This is a genomic window from Streptomyces sp. NPDC054847 (assembly GCF_053610925.1).
On the sequence record NZ_JBSGZJ010000110.1, the window covers coordinates 1 to 17766 of the forward strand.

General features: G+C 72.8%; 15 protein-coding genes, 1 pseudogene and 1 riboswitch. Of the genes and pseudogenes, 8 read left to right on the plus strand and 8 right to left on the minus strand.

Going from position 1 to position 17766, the window contains the following annotated elements:
• Positions 1–50: 50 nt before the first annotated feature.
• Positions 51–1193: a glycosyltransferase family 4 protein gene (locus ACWGH4_RS14295; protein WP_453459988.1), complete on the minus strand. Its 1143-nt coding sequence runs from the start codon at positions 1191–1193 to the stop codon at positions 51–53.
• A gap of 113 nt (positions 1194–1306) precedes the next feature.
• Between ACWGH4_RS14295 and ACWGH4_RS14300 the strand changes: the two genes are divergently transcribed.
• Positions 1307–2548, plus strand: coding sequence for a glycosyltransferase 87 family protein (locus ACWGH4_RS14300; protein WP_453459991.1), 1242 nt, complete (start codon positions 1307–1309; stop codon positions 2546–2548).
• Here ACWGH4_RS14300 and ACWGH4_RS14305 read toward each other — a convergent pair.
• From ACWGH4_RS14305 to ACWGH4_RS14325, 5 genes are all read right to left on the minus strand, one after another.
• Positions 2505–3728: a hypothetical protein gene (locus ACWGH4_RS14305; protein WP_453459994.1), complete on the minus strand. Its 1224-nt coding sequence runs from the start codon at positions 3726–3728 to the stop codon at positions 2505–2507. The two genes, ACWGH4_RS14300 and ACWGH4_RS14305, sit on opposite strands and share 44 nt — an antisense overlap.
• Before the next feature lie 433 nt (positions 3729–4161).
• Positions 4162–5205, minus strand: a complete 1044-nt coding sequence (locus ACWGH4_RS14310) for an NlpC/P60 family protein (RefSeq protein ID WP_453459997.1) — start codon at positions 5203–5205, stop codon at positions 4162–4164.
• A gap of 269 nt (positions 5206–5474) precedes the next feature.
• Positions 5475–6500 carry an NlpC/P60 family protein gene (locus ACWGH4_RS14315; RefSeq protein WP_453460000.1) on the minus strand — a complete coding sequence of 342 codons (1026 nt, stop codon included), beginning with the start codon at positions 6498–6500 and terminating at the stop codon, positions 5475–5477.
• Between the two features lie 322 nt (positions 6501–6822).
• Positions 6823–8187 carry an NYN domain-containing protein gene (locus tag ACWGH4_RS14320; RefSeq protein ID WP_453460003.1) on the minus strand — a complete coding sequence of 455 codons (1365 nt, stop codon included), beginning with the start codon at positions 8185–8187 and terminating at the stop codon, positions 6823–6825.
• 37 nt (positions 8188–8224) lie between these two features.
• Positions 8225–8467, minus strand: a complete 243-nt coding sequence (locus ACWGH4_RS14325; protein WP_159695250.1) for a hypothetical protein — start codon at positions 8465–8467, stop codon at positions 8225–8227.
• Between the two features lie 149 nt (positions 8468–8616).
• Here ACWGH4_RS14325 and ACWGH4_RS14330 point away from each other — a divergent pair, with 149 nt between their 5' ends.
• The 7 genes and pseudogenes from ACWGH4_RS14330 to ACWGH4_RS14360 form a co-directional block, all read left to right on the plus strand.
• On the plus strand, positions 8617–9348 hold the full coding sequence (locus ACWGH4_RS14330; protein ID WP_441264255.1) for a rhomboid family intramembrane serine protease: 732 nt from the start codon (positions 8617–8619) through the stop codon (positions 9346–9348).
• Complete coding sequence (locus tag ACWGH4_RS14335) at positions 9345–9626, plus strand: Lrp/AsnC family transcriptional regulator (protein WP_065488891.1); 282 nt, start codon at positions 9345–9347, stop codon at positions 9624–9626. Before ACWGH4_RS14330 ends, ACWGH4_RS14335 begins: the two co-directional genes overlap by 4 nt.
• 150 nt (positions 9627–9776) lie before the next feature.
• Positions 9777–10085, plus strand: coding sequence for a small hydrophilic protein (locus tag ACWGH4_RS14340; RefSeq protein ID WP_453460007.1), 309 nt, complete (start codon positions 9777–9779; stop codon positions 10083–10085).
• Entirely contained in the window at positions 10057–11499 is a 1443-nt protein-coding gene (locus tag ACWGH4_RS14345; RefSeq protein ID WP_453460009.1) for an ATP-binding protein, read from the plus strand. Before ACWGH4_RS14340 ends, ACWGH4_RS14345 begins: the two co-directional genes overlap by 29 nt.
• Positions 11496–12155, plus strand: coding sequence for a response regulator transcription factor (locus ACWGH4_RS14350; protein ID WP_453460012.1), 660 nt, complete (start codon positions 11496–11498; stop codon positions 12153–12155). The genes ACWGH4_RS14345 and ACWGH4_RS14350 overlap by 4 nt, the downstream gene beginning before the upstream one ends.
• Before the next feature lie 86 nt (positions 12156–12241).
• A complete protein-coding gene (locus tag ACWGH4_RS14355) occupies positions 12242–13672 on the plus strand; it encodes an SLC13 family permease (protein ID WP_453460015.1) in 1431 nt (476 codons plus the stop codon).
• A pseudogene (locus ACWGH4_RS14360) lies at positions 13669–14870 on the plus strand (glycerate kinase family protein); the annotation flags it as partial. The gene ACWGH4_RS14355 and the pseudogene ACWGH4_RS14360, both read left to right, overlap by 4 nt.
• On the opposite strand, the gene ACWGH4_RS14365 reads toward ACWGH4_RS14360, so the two are convergent.
• Positions 14831–16219, minus strand: a complete 1389-nt coding sequence (locus tag ACWGH4_RS14365) for an aminotransferase class V-fold PLP-dependent enzyme (protein WP_453460018.1) — start codon at positions 16217–16219, stop codon at positions 14831–14833. The pseudogene ACWGH4_RS14360 and the gene ACWGH4_RS14365 sit on opposite strands and share 40 nt — an antisense overlap.
• Before the next feature lie 216 nt (positions 16220–16435).
• A riboswitch (SAM riboswitch) is annotated at positions 16436–16553 on the minus strand.
• Between the two features lie 75 nt (positions 16554–16628).
• A complete protein-coding gene (trpD, locus tag ACWGH4_RS14370) occupies positions 16629–17693 on the minus strand; it encodes an anthranilate phosphoribosyltransferase (protein ID WP_453460021.1) in 1065 nt (354 codons plus the stop codon).
• Positions 17694–17766 lie beyond the last annotated feature (73 nt).

The window sequence follows — 17766 nt, forward strand, 5'->3', positions numbered from 1 at the left end:
TCAGGACGCCGTGCGAAGCGCGGTACCGGGTCCGGGCGGAGCCGGATCCCTCAGAGCAGTGCCTTCAGGTGCTCCGCCAGCAGGTCCCAACGCCACTTCTCCTCGACCCAGGCCCGCCCCCGCTCCCCCATCCGCTTCCGCAGCTCCGGGTCCTCCAGCAGGTGCACGATGCGCTCGGCCGACTCCTCCGCCGAGCCGCCGCGGACGACCCAGCCGGTCTCGCCGTCGAGCACGGCGTCCGGCGCGCCGCCCGAGTCGCCCGCCACGACGGGCAGGCCGGTCGCCGACGCCTCCAGGTAGACGATCCCGAGGCCCTCGACGTCCAGACCGCCCCTGCGGGTCCGGCAGGGCATGGCGAAGACGTCGCCCGCGCCGTAGTGCGCGGGGAGTTCGGACCAGGGCACGGCGCCCGTGAAGCGCACCGACCCCTCGACCCCGGTCTCCGCCGCGAGGCCCCGGAGCTCGTTCTCGTACGGGCCGCCGCCGACGATCAGCAGCACCGCGTCCGGCACCTTCGCGAGGATCGCGGGCATGGCGCGGATCAGCGTGTCCTGCCCCTTGCGCGGCACGAGGCGTGAGACGCACACCACCACGGGCCGGTCGCTCAGGCCGAGCCGTCGCCGGACCAGGTCGCCGCCGGAGCCGGGGTGGAAGGTCTTCTCGTCGACGCCGGGCGGCAGCTGGACCATGCGGTCCGCGGCCTCGGGCGTCAGCGCCGCGGCGATGCGTGAGCGGGTGTACTCGCCGAGGTACGTGATCGTGTCCGTGCCCTCGCCGATGCGGCGCAGCAGCTGCCGGGACGCGGGCAACTGCGCCCATCCCGCCTCGTGGCCGTGCGTGGTGGCCACCAGCCGGCGCGCGCCGGCGCGCCGCAGAGCGGGGGCCATCAGTCCGAGCGGGGCGGCAGCGCCGAACCACACGGACTCGCAGCCGTGTTCGCGCAGAAGGCGCGCGGCCGTGCGGGTGACCCGAGGGGTCGGCAGGAGCATCGTCGTACGGTCGCGTACGACCGTGAAGGGCTGCTCGGCGTCGAACGCCGCGGTCGCCTCTGCCCCCTCCCGGCCACGCTTCCATGTGGAGGCGTAGACGACGAGTTGTCCGGGGTCCAGCCGTAGCGCCATGTTGTGGAGGAACGCCTGGATGCCGCCGGGCCTGGGCGGGAAGTCGTTGGTCACGATCAGGGTCTTGTGCATCGTCGCAGACAGTACCGAACGGCCCGGTCGCCCGGTTCGGGTACCGCCACGGCATGATGGCAGTCTCAGCTACCGAGTCGTCCCCCGGCTCCTCCACCGACGAAAGAGACACGATGCCGACGGCGCTCGCGCGAGGCACGATCCTCCCCTTCACGGTGTGGTTGCTCACCAGGACCGCGCTGCTGCTGTTCGTCTTCAAGGTCGTCGTCTTCCCCGGGCCCGACGTCACCAGCGACGTCTCGGCGATCTACCGGGGCTGGTACGAGGTGCTGAGCAGCGGTACGTACCCGCTCGACGACGTGACGTGGCAGTACCCGCCCGCCGGCGCGCTCGCGATCCTCTCCCCCGGGCTCCTCCCGGGCCTCGACTACACGTCCGCCTTCTTCGTCGTCGTCCTCGTGTGCGACCTGCTGGTCCTGCTCCTGCTGCGGTACGCGGAGCGACGGGGGACCGCGCGGCGGGGCACCTGGGTGTGGGTCGTGGGCGTTCCGCTGCTCGGCCCGACGGTGTACGCCCGCTACGACCTGATGGTCACGGCCGTCGCCGTCGCCGCGCTCCTCGCGGGCGTGCGCCGGCCGGGGACCCTGGGGGCGCTGGCGGGGTTCGGGGCGGTGCTGAAGGTGTGGCCGGTGCTGCTCCTGCTGGGTGTTCCGCGGGGGCGCACCACGGTCCGGTCCTGGGGCGCCGCGGCGGCCACGGCCGGGGCGGTCACCGTGCTGCTGTGCACGTTGATGCCGGGCGGGCTGGCCTTCCTCACCTTCCAGCGCGACCGGGGTACGGAGGTCGAGTCGCTGGGCGCCCTGGTCTTCCACTTCGCCCGGCACTTCGGCTGGGAGGGGCAGGTGCTGCTGAACTACGGGTCCGTCGAGTTCCTCGGCCCGTACGTCCCGATGGTCAGCACGGCCGCCCTCGGGCTGTCCGTCCTCGCGCTCTGCTGGCTGGTGCTGTGGCGGCTGCGGGCGAGGGAGTTCGGGCCGTCCACGCCGTGCGACGCCGCCTTCGCGGCGGTGCTGCTGTTCACGACCACGAGCCGGGTGATCAGCCCGCAGTACATGGTGTGGCTGGTCGGCCTGGCCGCCGTGTGCCTGGTGTTCCGCGGCAGCCGGATGACGCTCCCCGCCTGGCTGGTGCTGGCGGCCACCGCCGTGACGGTGCTGGAGTTCCCCATCTGGTTCGCGGAAGTCGTGGCGAGCGACCCGTCCGGCATCGCGCTGCTCGTCCTGCGCAACGGGCTGCTGGTGGCCGCGACGGTCACCGCCTGCCGCCGGCTGTGGCGGCAGACGGTTCCCGTGCCGCGGCCGCCGGCCGGGATCAGCCCAGTTGCTCGCGCAGGAAGTCCCGCCACATCGCGGTGAACTCCTCCGGCGTGGTACCGAGCTCCTCGCCCAGTGCCCGCTCGACCGCGCCCTCCCGCCGCGGCCCCTCACCGACGGACCGGTAGAACGCGGTGAGCTTCGCCTCGCCCCAGCGGCCGGCGATCATCTCGCACGCGAGCCTGCCGCCCTCGTAGGCCCGCGCGAGGGCGTCCGCGTCGCCGCCGAAGGAGAAGTCCCGGTCGGTCGGCAGCGCGGCGGGCACGTCCCCGGCCAGGACCGCTTCCTGCATCTCGGGGGCGGCCTCCGCGGCGGTACGCCCCGTGCCGCGGTACGCGACCCAGTCCGCGAAGCCCTCCGACAGCCACATCGGTGTCGCGGCGGAGGTGTGCGCCCGGGTCGCCACATGGGTGGTCTCGTGGGTGAGCACGACCCGCTGCCCGAACTCGCCGAGCAGCCCGTACGCCTCAGGGTTCACGACGACCCGGTCCGCGGGCGAGCCGCCCTTCGGGCCGCCCGTCTCGCCGGTGGTCACGGCCGCGATGCCCCGGTACCCGGCCGCCGGCGTGCCCAGCAGCCTGCCCATGGCCTCCACTGAGTCCGGTACGAGCACCACGACCCTACCGGCCCATTCCGACGGCCAGGCGCCCGATACGGCGGGCACGGCACGGTCGGTGGCGGCGGCGAGTTCACGCAGCCGCTTCTCGTCCTGCCCGACGCCGAGGACGAGGCTGTGACTGCCCCGTACGGCGTCCACATCGCCCTGCTGCCACAGCTGCTGCGGGGCGCCGGTGCCGGCGCGGTCGGCGGTCACGTACCAGCGGCCGTCGCGCTCGGTCAGCTCGAGGGTGCGGGAGACGGTCATCGGCGCGCTGTCGTAGCCGGCTATCCGGTACCGCAGCTCGGTGTCGGCGACGGCCTTCCCGCTCCGGTGCCGAACGCCCTTGACCCGGTACCCCCACGAGTGCAGCGGCACATCGGCGAGGTTGTCGAACTCCTCGCCCTGCGCCGCCCGCAGAGCGGCCGCGCCCGGCTCGAGCGACGCGAGGTAGCCGGCGCGGTCGTGGCCGAGCAGGGCGGCGGCCCGGACGTCCAGGGCCTGTTGTATCTCCTTGACGGCCGGGTCCACGGGCGCCGGCCCGATGCCACCGCACCCGCCGACGAGCACGAGCACGGCGAGCGCCGTCCCTGCTGTGCGCTGCGCGCGCCCGTGCGATGCCATCCTGCGATGGTACGTAACGGGCCGCCGAGGGCCGCCCCCTCGACCACCGCCACCGGGCTCCGCCCGGTGTTCCGGGGCTCTGCCCCCGAGCCCCCGCGCCTCAAACGCCGGCGAGGCTGAAGTTGCCCGGCAACTTGAGCCCTTCCCGGCACCCCGCGCCTCGGACGCGGCGTGCCTGGGTGCCTCGCAGCGGCATTTCCGGCCCGCACGGCAAGGCCTCACCCGCCGCAGGCCAGGTTGCGGCCGTAGCGAGACCAGAGGCGCCCGCGGGTGGGTGCCGCGCAGCGGCATGTCAGACCGCCCGGCGCTCGAGGGCCCCGCGCGGATCGCGGTACGGGGTCCCGCGGCCTGCCCCCACGCGGCCGAGCCGCACATCGGTACAGCGGCAAGGGGCGGAGTGGGGAACGGCCCCCACAGCGGTCCACCCGCCGGGCTACACCCGCGTCACCGCGTACACCGGCATCATCCCCACCGGGTCGTACCGCACCGCCGCGCCGGGATACGGCGCGTGGACCACCTGCCCGTTCCCCACATACATGCCGACATGGCTCGCGTCGCTCCGGTACGTGACGATGTCGCCCGGCCTGGCAGCCGACAGGGGCACGCGGGTGCCCGCGTGCGCCTGGGCCTGGGAGGTGCGCGGGAGGCCCACTCCCGCCTGGGCATAGGACCACTGCACAAGGCCCGAGCAGTCGAAGCCGGTGGGCCCGGTGGCGCCCCACACATAGGGGCGGCCGACCGCGCTGCGCGCCGCCGCCATGGCCGCCGCCGCATGCGGGGAGGCGGCCGGGAGTCCGGGCAGTGCGGCCATGCCCGCCAGGTCGTCGCGCCCGGAGCGCGAGGACCTGTCGTACGCCTCCCGTTCCCCGGCCGGCAGCGCGTTCAGCAGACGTCTCGCATCGCCGAGCTTGCGTTCCACCGTGCGCTTGTGGCGCGCCACCGCGCTTCTGCTGCGCTCCAGTTCGGCGAGGTCGCGTGCGGCCTCGGTGCGTTCCTGGCCGAGGTCGCGCTGCTCGCGGCGGAGGTCGGCCAGCGCGGCGGAGTTTCGTTCGGAGACGCGGTCCAGCGTCGCCGCCGCCTCGAGGTAGCCGTCCGGGTCCTGGGAGAGCAGCAGTGCCAGCGCCGGATCGATGCCGCCGGAGCGGTACTGGGCGCCTGCCACGGAGCCGAGCGCCTCGCGCATCCGGTTGATCCGCTCCTGGCTGCGGGCCACCCTGTCCTGCGCGTGCTCGACCTGATCGTGGAGCTTCTCGACCCGCTCGCCCGCGGCGTTGTAGCGCTCCGTGGCCCGTTCGGCGTCCTCGTAGAGCCGGTCGACCCTGGCCCGGGTCGCCTCCGCGCCGGTTCCCGGCTCGGCACCGGCCGGTGCGGCACCGGCGCCGAGGGCGGCGGCGGCCGTGGCCGCCGCCGCGGACAGGACGGTGCCCCGGGCACTCCGTGTGAGGCCGGGCTGTGAGGGTCGACGGTGGGACACCACGTGCCGCGCTCCCTTCCGCAGGACTTTCGCAGCGGTTCCACCGGGACTTCCGGGGAACCGGGTTCGATGCGCGGCAGAGAGTAACCGGGTGAACACGAGGTGACCAAAGCCCCCGGCGGGCACAAAGAGTGACGCCCCGCCGGAGACCACAGGTCACCGGCGGGGCGTCGCGTCAGTACGAAGGGGACGAATTCCCCCGTTCGGGCGGGTGTGAGGACCCGCCGAACGATCCGTCCGACTGCCTGGGCGGCAGTCCGTCCGACCGTGCGTCAGATACGCACACCGAACTGGAACGGCATGTTGTTGATCGACTCGTAGCGCACGTTGGTGCCGCTCCGCGGAGCGTGCAGCACCTGGCCGTTGCCCGCGTAGAAGCCGACGTGGTGCAGGTCGCCGTAGAAGATGACCAGGTCGCCCTGCTTGAGCTGGCTCTGCGAGTAGATGCGGGTGCCGGCGTTGGCCTGTGCCTGCGAGGTGCGCGGGATGGAGACGCCGGCCTGCGCGAACGCCCAGGAGGTGAGCCCCGAGCAGTCGAAGGAGTTCGGGCCGGACGCGCCGTAGACGTACGGCTTCCCTATCTGGGACTGCGCGGCGGCGAACGCGGCGGACGCGCGCTGCGAGGCGGGCACGGCCGGGCCGAGGTCGACACGGGCGCTGGCGCGGTTCGCGCGGCTCTCGTCGGCGGCGAGCGCGGCGCGCTCGGCGGCGGTGAGGGAGTTCAGCAGCCGCTGCGCTTCCGCGAGCTTGCCCTGAACCTCCTTCTTCTTCTCGCCGAGCGTCTTGCGGGTCTCGGCCAGGTCGCCGAGCTTGCTCTGGGCCTCCTGGCGCTGCTGCGCGAGGGTGCGCTGCTTGGCCTGGATCTCCTGGATCGCCTCGGTCTGCTTGGCGCCGAGCTGGTCCAGCGCGGAGGCCTTGTCGAGGTAGGTGTCCGGGTCACCGGAGAGGAAGAGCTGCACGGAGGGGTCGATGCCACCGGTGCGGTACTGGGCGCTCGCCACCGAACCCAGGCTGTCCCTCAGGGTGTTGAGCTCGTCCTGCCCGCGGGCGACCTTGTCCTGCAGCGCGTCGATCTGCTCGTCGAGCTTCTCCTGCTGCTCCTTGGCCCCGTTGTACTTCTCGGTGGCCTTCTCCGCCTCTTCGTAGAGCTTGTCGACCTTTTCCTTGACCTCGCTCTTGCTCGGCTTCGGCTCGGCCTGGGCGGTCTGGGCGGTCAGGGCGACGGCCGCTGCGGCGGTCGCGGTGAGCACGGTCACGCGGGTGCGGCTCGGCTGCTTGGGACGACGGTGGGACGCCACGAAGGCGAGCTCCTTCTTCCTCGAGCCGCCTACCGGGCAGTGGGGGGACGCGAATCCCCGGCGTCCGCGCATCGGGTCCCTGGGGGAAATGGGGTCGAACTGCACGAACTCGGCGGTTCCTTCGCTGTCGCCCCGGATGGGCGATCAACCGCGCGAAGGTTCGAGCCCCGACCTTAGTGACCTTCCTGTGATCACTTCAAATCCTCACAGGAAAAATCTTACCCAGGGAGCCCATTCTTTACTCTCATCACACGTGTAGTAATGGAGACTTGACACAGCGTCCCACCTGCGGAGACCCGAAATCGGGCATATGCCGCCGGAGTTACGAGACGCGCGAAAGCCGCTTCAGCAACAAGGCGGACGCGACCGGCCTGGCCCCCGCCTTCGCGACGCCGTCGGCCACCTCCCGGTCGGTGGAGACGACCACCACGGGCCGGCCGGGCGGCTCCGCCCTCACCAGCTGGCGGATCAGTTCGTCCGCCGTCACACCCGCCTTGGAGAACAGCACCCGCACCCCGCGCGGCGGCGCCAGCAGCACCGGAGCGGCGAGCTCCGCCCCGTCGAACACGCAGGTGATCTCGGCGCCCGTCCGGGCCGCGAGCATCGACAGGCCGCCCAGCAGCCGCAGCCGCTGCTTCTCCAGCGGCATCGTCGGATAGCCGGTCTTCGTGACGTTGTAGCCGTCGACGACGAGATGCGCCTGCGGCAGCGCCAGCAGTTGGTCGAGGAGGGCGGGATCCGTCTCGGAGAGTGCCCGTGCCGCGATGTCCTTGGGCGACATCCGCCCCGGTTCCACGGCGTCCACCGTGTCCGCCGGGTGCATGTCCGCGGGCGGCAGGGCCAGCTCGCGGCGCAACCCCTGGGCCGCGTCGAGCACCGTGTCCAGGAGCAGCCGCAGCCGCATGTCCTCGACGGAACGACCCTCGCGGGCGGCCCGGCGGCCCGCCTCGACCGCCGACTCGGCCTCCGCCAGGCGTGCCTTGAGCCGCCGGGTCTCGCTCTCGGCGGCCGACACCTGGGCCGCGGCCTGGGCCCGGACACCGTCGATCTCGGCGTCCCGGTGGCGCAGGGCGGCCTCGCCGCGTTTCAGATCGGCCTGGGCGCTGCGCAGCTTGCGGTGCAGCGACTCGTTCTCCTTGCGGGCGCTGTCGAGTTCGGCGCGCAGCCGCTCGGTCTCCGACCTGATCTGGTCGCGGGCCTGGGCCAGTTCCTCGCGCAGCCGGTCCAGCTCGCGCCGCCCGGCCTCGTCCGCCCGCTCGGCATCGGCCCGCTGCGCCTCCTCGCCGGCGGCGGCGACCATCTTGACCCAGCCGGCGGGACGCAGCACATAGGCGGCCGCCGCCACGTCCGCGGGGTCCGCGGCGGCGGGCGGCGATCCGGACTCGAGCGCCTTGACCAGCTCGGGCTGGGCCTTGCCGAGCCGTTCGCCGATGCGCTGGCGGAAGAGGGGGTCCCCCTCGAGCGCGGCAGCCATCGCGTTCCCGGCGAACTTGGCGCGCCGGGTGGGGGTGAACCGGGCGTACTGCCGGAGCTGGGCGGGCAGTTCGGCGACGGTCAGGCCGCCGAAGGCGTCGGAGACGAGGGCGACGACCCGTCGCCTCACACCTTCCGGCAGCGGGCGGTCGAGCGCCTCGGCGGCGTCACCGGCCGCACCGGCCGGCCCGCCGCCGTTCTCAGGCTGCTCCACGATCCGTCACCCCTACCACCCATGGGGGCCGCTCCGTTCAGGAACCGGCTCCCGGCCTGTCCACCAGCTCGATCTGGTCCACCGCGTTGCACCAGCGGCATCGGACCGACTCGATGGTCTCACTGACGACCTCGCGCTCCTCCACGGTCGGCTCACCCGCCAGGTCCAGATGGACGTACTCGACGACCTTCGACGAGCGTGTGACGTCGAAGCGCGTCAGATTGCCACAGAGCGTGCAGCGCCACCTGGTCTCGGCGGTCGGCGAGGGAACCGTCGTCATCGTGCCGTCCTCTTGTCTCATGCGGGTGCGGTACCGCGGTGCGCCGTCGAACTGCGGATGTACTGCCTGTAACCCTACGGCCTCGCAGGTACCCGATGTCGCGGCGAGGCACTCTGTACCGTTCGGTCCTGCTACGCCATGCTCTGTCCATGATCAGTAGGTGGGGCACGGCCAGGAAAGCGCTCAGGAACGCGGCCTCGGGGCCGACGGTGACATACGGCCTGATCGCGGTCTGTTGCGCGATCTTCCTCATCAGCCCGGTGTCCGGCTTCAACCCCGTGTACGGCCTCGGTGACCGGCTGCTCGTCGCCCAGGCGGGGTACTTCGAGCGCTGGGGCGTGATCCCCGCCGAGCTGACGGCCGGCTCCCCGGACGCCCTGCTCACTCCGCTCACCGCGCTCTTCGTGCACGGCAGTTGGCTGCACCTGCTGGGGAACATGCTTTTCCTGTTCGTCTTCGGCGCCATGGCGGAGGAGCGTATGGGGCAGCTGGAGTTCGTGCTCTTCTACGTCGGGGCCGGATATCTCGCGCTGCTCGCGTTCGCGGTCGTCAACGCCGACTCCGAGCAGACGCTGGTGGGGGCCTCCGGGGCGATCTCCGCCGTCCTCGGGGCGTTCCTCTTCCTCTTCCCGAGGGCGCGGGTGACCAGCCTGTTCCCTTTCCTCTTCTTCCTGCCGCTGCGATTCCCCGCCTGGGCGGTGCTGATCTTCTGGTTCGTCCTTCAGTGGCTGGCGGCCAGGGGCGCCGGCAGCGGGCCGGGCGTCGCGTATCTGGCGCACCTGGTCGGCTTCGGGGCGGGCTTCGTCTACGCGTGGGGCCGCTACGGGCGTGGGACTAGAGTGAACGCATCCGCAGCGACCGAGGGAGAAAGCCAGCCGTGATCACCGCGATCGTGCTCATCAAGACCAGCGTGGACCGCATCCCCGAGATCGCCGAGTCGATCGCCGCGCTGGACAGCGTCAGCGAGGTCTTCTCCGTCACCGGTACCTACGACCTGATCGCCATGGTGCGCGTGGCCAGGCACGACGACCTGGCGGACGTGATCCCCGGCCGGATCAGCAAGATCCCCGGTGTCGAGGGGACCGACACGCATGTCGCCTTCCGCACCTACTCGCAGCACGACCTGGAGGCGGCGTTCGCCATCGGGCTGGACGCGTAGGACCGGTCCGGGGGCCGGGGCCGTCCGGGAACGGAACCCGCCGGGGCGCGTCTGGGGCCGGACCCGGCCGCGACGCATCGGGGCCGTTCATGAAGGAATCCTCATCCGCGCCTCATCCGGGCTTTCCGCCAGGCTCCGAGGATGACCGGTATGGCATTCACCCATCGCATGGCGACCCTCGCCGCCGTCGTCGCCATCCCGCTCGGTATCGCGGCCACCAGCTACGCCCTGACCGACGCCCCGGCAACGCCCCGGGTGCCGCCGGCCGTCGAGCTGGACGCGACGCCGCGTCCCGCCTCGCCCGCGCCGTCCGCCACCCCCGGCGGCACCCCCTCGGCCGGCGCTTCGGGCAGCCCCAGCGGCGCGCCCGCGAGCCCGCGCCCCACCGGCGACGCCGTCGTGCCGGGTCCTGCGGCCACCGACGACGACGATGATGACGACACCGGTGAAGAGAACTGACCGCCGGATCTCCGCGCGGGTCCGCATTCTGCTCTGGCTGCTCCTGATGATGACGGTGGCCCTCGCGGCCGTCGCCACCACCACCCGGTCACTGCTGCTGCGGGACATCGACCACCGGATCAACCAGCTGCTCACCCAGGAGACCCAGGAGTTCGGGAACTTCGTGCCCCAGGGCGTCGACCCGGACACCGGCCGCACCTTCACCGACCCGGAGAAGCTGCTGCGAGTCTTCCTCCAGCGCCAGTACTCCGATCCCGACGAGGAACTGCTCGGACTGACCCGCCCGGCCGGGCAGGGCCTCCACGTCATACGGCAGTCACGCGACATCCGGGCCTCCGTCGCGCTGCACCCCGACCGGACCTCCCTCTCCGCGATCCTGGACTCCAAGGCATCCTCCGGCGTCCTCGAGCGGCCGGCGGGCGAGGTGCGCTGGGCGAAGGTGCCCATCGACTCCGCCCGGCCGGGTCACCCGGCGGCCTTCGTCGTCGCGTTCCACGCCGACGGCGAGCGCTCGATCGCCGACGACGCGTACCGCACGCTGCTCGTGATCTCCGGTGTGGCGCTGTTGCTGACGACCGGCATCGGATGGGTGGTGGCCGGCCGCATCCTGGCACCCGTACGAGTGGTCCGGGCGACCGCCGAGCAGCTGACCGAGCAGGACCTGACCCAGCGGATCCCGGTCCAGGGCCGTGACGACATCGCCGCGCTCGCCGAGACGTTCAACGCCATGCTGGACCGGCTGGAGCGGGCATTCGCGGGGCAGCGGCAGTTCGTCGACGACGCCGGGCACGAGCTGCGCACCCCGATCACCATCGTGCGCGGCCATCTGGAGGTCATGGGCGACGACCCGGCCGAGCAGCGCGAGACAGTCCGCCTGGTCACCGACGAACTCGACCGGATGAGCCGGATCGTGGAGGACCTGCTGCTGCTGGCCAAGGCCGAGCGGCCGGACTTCATCCGTCCCGAGCCGGTGCAGCTCGGCGAGCTGACCGCCGACGTCTTCGTGAAGGCGCGGGCGCTGGGCGAGCGTGACTGGGTGCTGGACCAGGTCGCGGACCGCGAGGCGGTGCTCGATCCGCAGCGCATCACCCAGGCCATGGTCCAGCTGGCGCAGAACGCGGTGCAGCACACCGTCCCCGGCGCCCGGATACGGATCGGCTCCCGCGCGCTCGAAGACCGGCTGGAGCTGTACGTCGCCGACAGCGGGCCGGGTGTGCAGGAGCAGGACGCCGGGGTGATCTTCGAGCGCTTCCGGCGCGGCACCGCCCGGCGCGGCGCCCGCACCAGCGGCGCGGGGCTGGGCCTGTCCATCGTCCGCGCCATCGCGGAGGGGCACCGGGGCGGCCGGGTCGAGCTGCGCCGCACCGACGGCGGAGGGGCGACATTCGTACTCGTCATGGAGGACGCGCTGTGAACCGCATTCTGATCGCCGAGGACGAGGAGCGGATCGCCTCCTTCGTCGAGAAGGGGCTGCGCTCCAACGGCTTCACCACCACGGTCGCCGCCGACGGCGACACCGCTCTCGGCCACGCCCTGTCCGGCGGCTTCGACCTGATGCTGCTGGACATCGGTCTGCCCGGCCGCGACGGCTTCACCGTGCTGCGCGAGCTGCGGGAGTCCCGGGTGACGCTGCCCGTGGTCGTGCTGACCGCCCGCGACTCGGTACGGGACACGGTCGCCGGCCTCGAGGGCGGCGCCGACGACTGGATGACCAAGCCGTTCCGCTTCGAGGAGCTGCTGGCGCGGGTACGGCTGAGGCTGCGCACCGCGGCCCGCGCCCCCGAGGTCACGGTCCTGCGCAGCGGCGACCTCAGCCTCGACCTGCGGACCCGGCGGGCGCGCGCGTCGGGGCGGACGGTGGACCTGACGGCACGTGAGTTCGTGCTGCTGGAACTGTTCCTGCGCCATCCCGGTCAGGTGCTGTCCCGCGAGCAGATCCTCTCCCACGTATGGGGCTACGACTTCGACCCCGGCTCCAACATCGTGGACGTCTATGTGCGGGCGCTGCGCAAGAAGCTCGGCGCCGAACGGCTTGAGACGGTACGGGGCATGGGCTACCGAATGCCGTAGAAGCATGCAAAGGGCGTGTCAGCGGATGAACTTTCCTTCATCCGCGGCTCATCGGCGGCTCACGGCGCGCTCCAAGACTGTTCGTCGTGACCCTCCCCATCCGCCAGGCGGTCTGGCTGTGCGCGGCCCTCAGTGTCTGTGCGCTGCTCGCCGTCCCCACCGTCTTCCCGTCGCTGAACGGTGAAGCACGGCTCACGCTCGCCGTGTTCGCCCTCGCCACCTGCGCCTGGATCGCCGCACCCGTCGACGACACCTACGTCGCGCTCGGGGCCGGGCTGGCGCTCACCGCGACCGGCGTCATCAGCGCCGACACCCTCTTCGCTACCCTCGGCGACGAGACGGTCTGGCTGCTGATCTGCGCGTTCGTCCTGGCCGCCGCCGTCGCCACGACAGGGCTGGCCGGCCGGGCGGCCGCCTTCCTCGTCGGCGGGGCGCGCACCGTACGGCAGTTGGTGCATCTGACGACCGCGGCGCTGGTGGTCACCGCGTTCGCGGTGCCGGCCACGTCCGGCCGGGCCGCGCTGGCCATGCCGGTGTTCCTCGCCCTCGCCAAGGCGCTCGCGGACCGGAGGCGACTGGTGGTGATGCTGGCGCTGCTGTTCCCGACCGTGGTCCTGCTGTCCGCCGTCGCCACCCTCATCGGCGCGGGCGCGCATCTGATCACGGTGAGCGTGCTGTGGGAGCAGACCGGCGAGCGGCTCGGCTTCGTCGAATGGCTGCTGCTGGGACTGCCGTTGGCAGTGGTCTCCTCGCATCTGGCGGCGGAGACCGTGCTGTTGACGACCACCTCGCGTGCGGAGCGCCGGGGGCCCGTCAGGATCACCCCCGCACTGCTCCAGGAGCACTCCCCCACGGCTGTGACCGGTCCGCTGACCACCGCGGAGACACGGTGCCTGCTGTTGCTGGGCACGGTGGTGGCGCTGTGGTGCAGCGAGCCGCTGCACGGGGTACCGCCGGCGGTGGTCGCCCTGATCGGCGCGGTGGTGGCGGCATCGCCGGCGCTCGGCACGGTGCGGCTGAAGGACGGGCTGCGGACGGTGCCCTGGCCGTTGCTGCTGTTCATGGCCGCGACGACCGCGATGGGGGTGGCGCTGGCCGAGTCAGGGGCGGCCGGATGGCTGGTGGGCGGGCTGCCCGGGGACCTACCGGCGTGGCTGTTCCTCACCGTGATCGTGGTGGTCAGCACCGCCGCGCATCTCGTGCTCCAGTCCCGTTCCGCCCGCTCGTCCGTGCTGGTGCCGCTGGTGGTGGCCGCCGCCGTCGCCGCCGGGGTCAACCCGGTCGCCGCGGCCCTGGCGTCCACCGCGGCGGCCGGGTTCTGCCACACGCTGCCCGCTTCCGCCAAGCCGGTCACGCTCTTCGCCGACCCGCCGGACGGTGTGCCCACCTTCACCCCGCGCGATCTGCTGCGGCTGTCCGGGCTCCTCGCGCCCCTCAGCGCCGCCGTCGTGCTGCTCTTCGCCCTCACCGTCTGGCCGCTGCTCGGCGTGCCCGTCCTTCTGGAGACCCAGCCATGAGCCGTACCGCCATCCGTATCGCCGTCGCACCCAGCGGTTTCAAGGAGTCCCTGACGGCCCGTGAGGCCGCGGAGTCGATCGCGGAGGGGCTGCGCAGGGTCGCGCCCGACGCAGAGATCGACCTCGTCCCGCTGGTCGACGGCGGTGAGGGCACGGCCGAGGCGCTGGCGGCGGCGACGGGCGGCCGGCTGGTGCGCCGCCCGGCCACGGGTCCGCTCGGCACTCCGGTACCGGCCCACTTCGCCGTGCTCGGCGACGGCACCGCCGTGGTCGAGATGGCGGCGGTCGCCGGACTGGCCCTGGTGCCGCCGGACCGCCGGGACCCGGGCGCCACCACCACGTACGGCGTGGGTGAGCTGATCCGGGCCGCGCTGGACACGGGTGCCCGGCGGATCCTGGTCGGCTGCGGCGACTCGGGCACTTCCGACGGCGGCGCGGGCGCACTCCAGGCCCTCGGTGTACGGCTCCTGGACGAGCAGGGGCACGAGCTGAGGCCGGGAGGAAGGGAGTTGACGCGTCTCGCGCGGATCGACAGCGCCGGCCTCGACCCCCGTATCTCCGCGGCCGGGATCCTGGTGGCCTGCAACCCGTTCAACGTGCTGTGCGGCGAGCACGGCGTGGCCAGGGTCTTCGGCCCGCAAAAGGGCGCGACCCCGGCGCAGGTCGAGGAGCTCTCGGCCGCGCTGGAGCACTGGGCCGTCCACCTCGCCGCCGCCCTGCCGGCCGCCGTCGACCTGCGGACCGCTCCCGGCACGGGCGCGTCGGGCGGGCTCGGCGCGGGGCTGGCCGCGCTCGGCGCCCGGCTGCTGCCCCGCTTCGACGTGCTGCTCGACCATGTCGACCTGGACGCGAGGCTGGCCCGCGCCGACCTGGTGATCACGGCGGAGGGGGCGCTCGACGACCAGACCGTACGCGGGAAGATCCCGGCCGAGGTGGCACACCGGGCCAGGGCCGCCGGGGTGCCGGTGCTGGCCCTCGCCGGGACGCTCGGCCACGGCGTGCACGAGGTCAGGGCCGCGGGCGTGGACGCCTACGGGTCGATCGTGCCGGCGCCGGTTCCGCTGCCGGAAGCGCTGGACCGGGCCGGCGAGTTCCTCGCCGACGCGGCCGAACGCGCGCTGAGGATGGTGCTGCTGGGCACCCGGCTCGCGGCCTGAGTCAGCCGCGGTCGGGCACGCAACGCCCGTCCTCTGTGCGGTACTTCCACTGCGCGCCGTCGCGGACGAGCTCCTTGACGGCCCGCACGAACCTCTCCACGTGCTCGTCGGGGGTACCCGCGCCGAAGCTGACCCGGATGGCGTTGAGCGACCTCTCCCCCGGCCCGGCCTCCGGGGCGCCGCAGTCGCCGACGTCCTGCGGGTCGCTGCCCAGCAGGGTGCGCACCAGCGGGTGGGCGCAGAAGAGTCCGTCACGGACGCCGATGCCGTACTCGGCGGACAGCGCCGCGGCGAAGTGCGAGCTGTTCCAGCCGTCCACCACGAAGGAGAGGACACCGACGCGGGGGGAGTCGTCGCCGAACAGCGACAGCACCCGGACCTCCGGCACCTCCGCGAGACCTTCCCGGACCTTGGCGATCAGGCGCTGCTCGCGGGCGACCAGCCGGCCGAAACCGGCCTCCGTGAGCGCCTTGCAGGCGGCGGCGATCGAGTAGACGCCGATCACGTTGGGCGAGCCGGCCTCGTGCCGTGCGGCGGTGGTGTGCCACTCGACCTCCACCCCGCCGTCGGCGCGCCGTGCGACGGTGCGCGAGGCGCCGCCGCCGGCGAGGTACGGCTCCGCCTCGCGCAGCCAGTCCACCCGGCCGGCGAGCACACCGGAGCCGAACGGCGCGTAGAGCTTGTGCCCGGAGAAGGCCACCCAGTCGACGTCCAGCTCCTGGACGGACAGCGGGTGGTGGGGCGCGAGCTGGGCCGCGTCGAGCACGATACGGGCGCCGTGCGCGTGGGCCGCCGCGGCGAGTTCCCGCACCGGCCACAGCTCACCGGTCACGTTGGACGCACCCGTCACGCAGACCAGCGCCGGACCGTGGGGGTCTCGGTGGGCGAGCGCGTGCTCCAGCGTCCGTACCGCCTCACCGGGCGTGCGGGGCGCGTCCAGGTACGTCACCCGGGCATTCCTCCATGGCAGCAGCGAGGCGTGGTGCTCGGTCTCGAAGACGAACACCTCGCAGCCGTCGGGCAGCGCGGCGGCCAGCAGGTTCAGCGAGTCGGTCGTGGACCGGGTGAAGACCACCTGGTCGCCGTCGCGGCAGCCGAGGAACTCGTGCACCACGGCCCGGCTGTTCTCGAACAGGTCGGTGGACAGCTGCGACAGGTACCCGGCACCCCGGTGCACGCTTCCGTAGTACGGGGCGTACGCGGCCACGTCGTCCCACACCCGCTGCAGCGCCGGGGCGCTCGCGGCGTAGTCGAGGGCCGCGTAGGTGACTTCGCCGCCGGTGACGAGCGGGACGGTGACGTCCCGGCCGAGGACCGGCAGCGGGGCGCAGAGGGACGGGTCGGCGGCGTCGGCGACAGCGGTCTCGGCGGCGTTCGGGTACACGGACATGGCGGTATCTCCCAGCTGGGGGTACCCCCACCGAAGGTAGGGGGAGAAAGGCGAATCGGCTTCAGGTCCCGGATACGGGATCGCCTCGGCACACGGCGACGCCGTGCGGAGGGTGTTGAAGAAGGGGCGCAGACGCCCTATCGCATTCGCTTGCTCACGAGACTGCTCCCTTGAGGACCAGGACCCCAGGGACGCGGCGGTCGATGACGCCGCGGGGGTCCGCGCTTGCCACAGACCTCGCTGCCTGCGGCCTGGTCTTCACCCGGGGCACCCCGCCACGGACGGAGGGTTGCCGGACAGCGGGCCGGGGCCGTAATCGCTGTCACTCATGACCTTGGCCAGCATCCTGCCACACGTCGCGGCGGACGCAAGGGCGCGGTCCACCATCCGGACCGCGCCCAGGGGCCGTCTAGGCGTTGCTGGCCTCGACCCAGCGCTCCAGCGCGGCCCTCGCCGCGCCGGAGTCGATCGACCTGGCCGCCCGTGCCACACCGGCCGCCAGCTGCTCGTTCAGCGTGCCGTCGGTCGGCTCCAGGGCCGCCAGCGCCGCCGCCGAGTTGAGCAGCACGGCGTCCCGCACGGGCCCGGTCTCGCCGCCCAGCAGCCGGCGCGCCACATCGGCGTTGTACGAGGCGTCCGCCCCGCGCAGCGCCTCGACCGGGACCAGCTCGATGCCGATGTCCCGCGGGTCGAAGGTCTCCTCGCGCACGGCGCCGTCCCGCACCACCCAGACATGGGAGGTGGAGGTGGTCGTCAGTTCGTCCAGGCCGTCGTCGCCGCGGAAGACCAGCGCGGACGAGCCGCGTTCGGCCAGCACCCCGGCCATGATCGGCGCCATCCGGGCATCGGCGACGCCGGTCGCCTGGGCGGTGACCTTCGCCGGGTTGGTGAGCGGGCCGAGGAAGTTGAAGACCGTCCGGATGCCCAGCTCCTTGCGCGCCATGGCGACGTGCCGCAGCGCCGGGTGGAACTTCACGGCGAAGCAGAAGGTGATGCCCGCCTCGGCCGCGACCTCTGCCACCCGCTGCGGGGTCAGCTCCAGATTGACGCCGAGCTTCTCCAGGACGTCCGAGGCGCCGCTCGCGGAGGAGGCGGCGCGGTTGCCGTGCTTGACCACCTTCGCGCCCGTACCGGCGACGACGATCGCCGACATGGTGGAGATGTTGACGGTCTTGGCGCCGTCGCCGCCGGTGCCGACGATGTCGACACATCCCCCGGGCACCTCGATCAGATTGGCGTGGCGGTACATCGTCCGCACCAGACCGGTGATCTCCTCCACGGTCTCGCCCTTCGCGCGCAGGGCGACCGCGAAGCCGGCGATCTGCGCGTCGGTGGCCTCGCCGCTGAGGATCCGGTCCATGGCCCACGCCGTCGCGTCCGCGCTCTGGTCGCGGTTCTCGAGCAGGGCGTTCAGCACGCTCGGCCAGGAGTGGGCCGCCACGCTGTCGCCGCCTACTGGGGTCACAACGTTCATGGTCCGCTCCAGGGTCCACAAGCCGACAGGGATGGATCCCACCCTATCCAGCCCCGGGCACGGCGAAGGGCCC